Annotated in this window: 5 protein-coding genes; 4 read left to right on the top strand and 1 reads right to left on the bottom strand. The window is 35.5% G+C overall.

The window, feature by feature from the left end; genetic code table 11:
* Positions 1 to 245 precede the first annotated feature (245 nt).
* Together F6K54_RS38600 and F6K54_RS38595 are read left to right on the top strand one after the other, a co-directional pair.
* Positions 246 to 566: a zinc ribbon domain-containing protein gene (locus F6K54_RS38600; RefSeq protein ID WP_293089420.1), complete on the top strand. Its 321-nt coding sequence runs from the start codon at positions 246 to 248 to the stop codon at positions 564 to 566.
* Between the two features lie 440 nt (positions 567 to 1,006).
* Positions 1,007 to 1,150: a hypothetical protein gene (locus tag F6K54_RS38595; protein ID WP_366558366.1), complete on the top strand. Its 144-nt coding sequence runs from the start codon at positions 1,007 to 1,009 to the stop codon at positions 1,148 to 1,150.
* Between the two features lie 1,093 nt (positions 1,151 to 2,243).
* Here the strand turns inward: F6K54_RS38595 and F6K54_RS38590 are convergent.
* A complete protein-coding gene (locus F6K54_RS38590; RefSeq protein WP_293089417.1) occupies positions 2,244 to 3,047 on the bottom strand; it encodes an endonuclease/exonuclease/phosphatase family protein in 804 nt (267 codons plus the stop codon).
* 955 nt (positions 3,048 to 4,002) lie between these two features.
* On the opposite strand from F6K54_RS38590, the gene shc reads away from it, so the two are divergent.
* Positions 4,003 to 5,901 (top strand): squalene--hopene cyclase, encoded by a 1,899-nt coding sequence (gene shc / locus F6K54_RS38585; RefSeq protein WP_293089415.1) that lies wholly within the window; start codon positions 4,003 to 4,005, stop codon positions 5,899 to 5,901.
* 26 nt (positions 5,902 to 5,927) lie between these two features.
* Complete coding sequence (locus F6K54_RS38580) at positions 5,928 to 6,056, top strand: hypothetical protein (RefSeq protein WP_293089413.1); 129 nt, start codon at positions 5,928 to 5,930, stop codon at positions 6,054 to 6,056.
* Positions 6,057 to 6,058 lie beyond the last annotated feature (2 nt).

Genomic DNA, 6,058 nt, shown 5'->3' with positions numbered 1-6,058 from the left:
CAGAGTGATCGCTGTCAATCTTACTTGTATATAATAATGTAGTAGTAGCTCGTCCAGATTAAAAATGTGGGTAAATATAGGCCGATAATATTAAATTTACCGAATAATTAGGGCTTGTTGATTAAAGATCAAAGCATTAACTGATATTGATTTCAGCCTTTTTTGGTTGAAAAAAGTGCAAGCTTTTCGGTCTAAAGAGCTGCATAAAGCTAGTATTTTGGGATAATTATGGTAGAATAGTAGATTTGCAGCATCATATAGCTAGGAAAGGATTTTATGAATTTAGACAACGATTGACAACCAAAATAGTAAGCTCTTGTGGGACAGTAGTGCTAACTGACCAGTGGTTTCCATCATCCAAAACTTGTCATAATTGTGGTCGTATTAATCAAAAATTAAAGTTAAAAGACCGCACCTTTGATTGTCCTCACTGTGGAATGAAAATAGACCGGGACTTGAATGCGACACTGGTGTTATCTCAGTATGGGGAATTTAATGAAAAAAATAGGGTAGGCTGTGCCCGAATTTACGCTTGTGAACTGGAAGAGGGCAGCCTCCCAGGTTGAAGCAAGAAACAAACATTACCTACCCCCATCTCCTCCTGGGAGGGGAGCGAGAGGGGTGGGTCAGGTTTTACCGAGTTTTGCTGGAATTGTATAGGTATTGTACAGCAGAAAACTAATTATCCGGACATGATATTACTCCCTGGTCCCTAGTCCAAAATAGCTTCATAGCTTAACTATACGACAATTAACTTAGGGAGATTATATATGAGTGACACAAATCACAAAAACACAAAAATATACTCACATTTTGAGATGATATTAACTACAAATTGAGTTGACAACAATTATAAACTAAATATTACTTGAATCACTTTATTTAATTATAAAATATCTAATAATAAAAATGAAATCCTTAGTTAATCATTAGTTAATTAATTTTTATGAAATTACTCAATATATCATCCAAACAAAAAGCACTTGAAGAATTATTTACTCAAGTAATGTGTTCCAGTGTTATTACTGCCGATGAACGCCAGCAAATTCAGAACATCTTATTAGCTGGTTATCTGAATGATGACGAGTATGCCATCATTAATAGATTATTTTATAATCTCCGCCGTGGTTGGATAAAACTTGTTGACTAGATTTTAGTATTCAATAAGTAGAAAAGGTTTAACACATTGATAGTTAAAGCATGAATAATTAATAATTACTTCTGTCTCAAAGGAAGAAAATTGAAAATTGATATAGCCGAAGAAATTGTAAACTTTTTCTTAAGAAATTGTAAACTTTTTTTTATGAAAAGAATACGCTTTAAATATTGATTAATTAATTATCAATTATCAATTATTAATTGGCAGTAAATATCATCGTAAAATTTCGGTAAGTGGGAAACCACCGTCTTTTAAGCGGTGGATGGAAACGACGCGACGGGCAATAAAGCGTAGTCACGTTCACATCTCTAGTGCCGCTACGCGGAAATCATGCATTCAAAAGTCAAAAGTCAAAAGTATTGATTGGTAAGGCTTTTCGGATTTTGTAACTGGTTAGTTATTTCTGCCATCCTGCACTAGGAGTTTTCGCTATAAAATGTATTATAGGTGCGACAATTGATTCCCACATTCCGCACTTCAATTTGTAACATAAAAATTAGTATAAAGTCCGTAGCAAGTTTAAGTATTTATACTATATAAATTATCTTCATTTACCTCAATCGAGAGTCAAATTCAAGGATTAAATATTAAGCATAAACACTTACTGAATCCTTGACTCCTATTGACCACTATAATTTACTTCTTACTTTTGACTTTTGACTTTTGACTTTTGACTTATGTTTTTATGCTACATTTTGTGGTGCGGAATGTGGGTTTAGGAGTACACCAGTTAGTCAATTTGTCAAAGCTTGTAAAACCAACAAAATGGTCGTAAGCTTTTTATAATAGGCATTATCCACTTTTGTAAAGAATTTTGCTTATAATGGATAGCTTAAAAGGGGAGGCTTTAGACCTTATTTTTTGGGAAGGATATGATGGAGAGAATTCAAAGAAAAGAACTTTTTTATTACGTCTAATTAATGAGATTATGTTTAAGAAACTGTTGTAAAAGGAACGTTAAATCCAGGTGTAGTAGTGGATTGTTTGACCTAAAATAGTGCATTAGCTTTTTTCGTCACCCCATCCCCCCATTACCCCATTTTCTAATGCAACATTTAAGATGAAACAGTCCAGTAGTGGCGTGTCAAACTGAAAATGATGTATTAAATTCTGCTACTACTGGAAAATGGTCTGAAGGAAGTATTCCATCATATTTTTTATTCTCTACTTTCACACTGTGCAAGTTTAATCTACTGTCATAATAAATAGTATCAATAGGCAGAAAAGCTTTGTCTGTAAAATCATTATAAGTCATCTGATTACTTAACTTTAAATCAGATAAAACATCTAATAAATATAATCCATTTTTCAAAGGATTTAAAAAAGTATTTCGTGCGATAGAACCTGGTTGGTCGTTAAAATCTGCTGTGACAATAATTAATGATTCTTTGTCAGGATTTAATTTTTCTGTTTGTAGGGAATCAAAGATTAATTTAGCACCCAATTCTCTAGCTTTTTTACTGTCATAATCTAAGTGCGTATTAATAATAACTATTTGCCGATTATCTTCAACAACATTAAATCTTGCCCAACTAGCTATTCTGGGTAAATGATTTCCCCAACTAGAAGTAATACTACCTGGTATATCTGGTGTTTCACTCAGCCAAAAATCTCCATGGTCGAGACAATTTAATTTATCTTTATGATAAAATATTGTACAGTGTTCATCATCACCGGTACCTCTTCTATCACCTCCAAGACTGTAATAATTAGGCAATAATTGCTGTAAATCTAATAACTGATTTACTTTAACTTCTTGAGTGCCAATTATATCTGGAGCATATTCATAAATTAGACTAGCTACAGCATTTTTTCTGACCTCCCATCGATAATTTCCAGGGTCTGGTTTATCATATCGAATGTTAAAAGTAATAATTTTGATTCCCATGGTTTTTTCATTAATTGATAATTGATAATGGATAATTGATAATGGATAATTAATAATTACCTCTGGTTAAAACCGTTACAGAATTGAATATAAGGAAATATTATAGCAATCCTAAATAGGTTGCGACAAATCAAAAAGTAGATAAAAAAACTGAAACTCTTACCTGTTCCCTGTTCCCTAAAAAGCAGTAAGATTTTTGAAACGAATAAAATAGGATTGCTATATTTATTTTTTTCCCCTTAAAAGGGGAGGCTTTAAACCTGAATTGTTTAATTATTAATTATTAATTATTCGGTAAGTATTTAGCGGTCAGCTATCAGCTATCAGCTATGAGTTATTAGCCCATTATCACACCAAAGGAGGAATTAGTATTCAAGGACTGGAAAAAGCTTACAGTACTTACAGCTTTGAATAAAAAGTTTTCAACCCTTAGATCACTGAAAGCCTTAGCTAGCAATAGTTATTCCAAGAACTTTGCACTGTCTATTTATTAATTATTAATTATTAATTATTAATTATTAATTATTAAAGGAAAGCCTCTCAGAGAGCTATAGCAACACTGTGAGGCCGATCTATCTATACAGAATCTAGTTATCTTCTGACAATAAATTTTAGGTAAGGTTCCCTAATTACTCAAAATGTAAGCATTCAGCTATCAGCAGTCAGCTATCAGCAACAAAACTCTCTCTTATGGGAAAGTGTTTAAATTCATATAGACTTTAAGGGTAAGGGAGCCAACTTTTGTAGTAAGACAATTAATCAAGCTTTTATCCTCAATTAAAAGCAATAACTGATAGCTGATGGCTGACGGCTGAATGCTTACCTCAAAATTATTAAATTTTCATTTATTTTCTATCAAAATGCTTAAATATAATCAAAAATAAATAGGCATAATTTATTAAGTAAATTATGATTTTAAAGATAGTAATAAAGAGTTTTATTTTTTTGAGAAAAAATGATAGAAAAAAGCAAAGTAAAACAATCAATTTTAGCGAGTCAAAACTATCTATTGAATCTGCAAAAGCCAGAAGGGTACTGGTGGGGTGAATTAGAATCAAATGTAACAATAACAGCAGAAATAGTTTTACTACATAAAATTTGGGAAACCGATAATAAAAGACCTCTTGAGAAAGCAAAAAATTATCTAATTTCCCAACAACGAGAACATGGGGGTTGGGAATTATTTTATGGTGATGGGGGAGACTTAAGCACTTCTATTGAAGCTTATATGGCTTTGAGATTATTGGGTGTTGCAAAAACAGATTCAATCATGCTTAAAGCACAAGAATTTATTATTAAAAAAGGAGGTATTAGTTGCAGTAGAATTTTCACGAAATTACATTTGGCTTTAATTGGATGCTACAATTGGCAAGGTATTCCTTCTATTCCTCCTAGCATTATGCTACTTCCTGAAGATTTTCCATTTACTATTTATGAAATGTCAAGTTGGGCAAGAAGTAGCACTGTTCCACTATTAATTGTGTTTGATAAAAAGCCGATTTTTTCCGTCAACCCCACAATAAATCTGGATGAACTTTATGCCGAAGGAATTAACAATGCTACTTTTGAATTACCCCGGCAATACGATATGACGGATTTATTTTTGGGGTTAGATAAAGCTTTTAAATTGGCAGAAAATTTTAACTTGATGCCTTTGCGAGAAGAGGGTTTAAAAGCAGCAGAAAAATGGATTTTGGAAAGGCAAGAAGTTACGGGTGACTGGGGGGGTATTATTCCGGCAATGTTAAATTCTATGTTGGCATTGCGGTGTTTGGAATATGATGTGGCAGATCCTATAGTGGTGCGGGGGTTGGAGGCTATAGATAGGTTTGGTATAGAAACTGGGGATGGTTATTGGGTACAACCTTGTGTTTCTCCTGTTTGGGATACCGCTTGGGTAATACGTTCGTTGGTTGATTCTGGTATTCTTCCTAGTCATCCGGCAGTGGTTAAAGCTGGGGAATGGTTATTGGAACAGCAAATTTTGGATTATGGTGACTGGGCGGTTAAGAATAAATTGGGTAAACCGGGGGGTTGGGCGTTTGAATTTATCAATCGTTTTTATCCAGATATAGATGATACGGCGGTAGTGGTTATGGCTTTAGATAATGTGGAGTTGCCTGATGAGGAGCTGAAACGAGTGGCGATCGCTCGTGCTATGGAGTGGGTAGCTTCGATGCAATGTGAACCTGGGGGTTGGGCGGCTTTTGATGTGGATAATGATCAAGATTGGTTAAATGGTATCCCTTATGGAGATTTAAAGGCCATGATAGATCCGAATACGGCGGATGTGACAGCGCGGGTGTTGGAAATGGTTGGTTGTTGTGGGTTGTCTATGGATAGTTGGCGGGTGAAACGGGCGATCGCTTATTTGGAAAGGGAGCAGGAGGAGGAAGGTTGTTGGTTTGGTAGGTGGGGAGTTAACTATATATATGGTACGAGTGGAGTAATTTCGGCTTTGGCTGTTGTGGCAGGGGAAAGTCACCGAGGTTTTATTGAGAGGGGGGCGAGTTGGTTGGTTGGTTGTCAAAATTCGGATGGGGGATGGGGTGAGAGTTGTCGGAGTTATAATGATCCGTCGTTGAAGGGTAAGGGAAAAAGTACGGCTTCTCAGACTGCTTGGGCGTTGATAGGGTTATTGGCTGCGGGGGAGGCGACTGGTAATTTTGCTAGGGATGTTATTGATAGGGGTATTGATTTTTTGGTTTCGACTCAGAATGATGATGGGAGTTGGTTGGAGTCGGAGTTTACTGGTACTGGGTTTCCCTGTCATTTTTATATTAAATATCATTTTTATCCGCAATATTTTCCTTTGATGGTTTTGGGGAGATATAAGAATTTGTTGGGTGGTTGATATTTTTGAGTAGGGGTGATGGGGTGATGGGGAGATGGGGTGATGGGGTGATGGGGAGATGGGGTGATGGGGTGATGGGGAGATGGGGTGATGGGGAGATGGGGGGATGGGGGGATGGGGAGAGGGGGAGATGGGGAGATGGGGAGAAAAATTAGGG

The sequence above is a fragment of the Okeania sp. SIO3B5 genome (genome assembly GCF_010692555.1).
In the GTDB taxonomy this organism is placed as follows: Bacteria; Cyanobacteriota; Cyanobacteriia; order Cyanobacteriales; family Microcoleaceae; genus Okeania.
The sequence above is the reverse complement of the archived record's forward strand: the minus strand, read 5'-3'. Positions and strand labels throughout refer to the sequence as shown.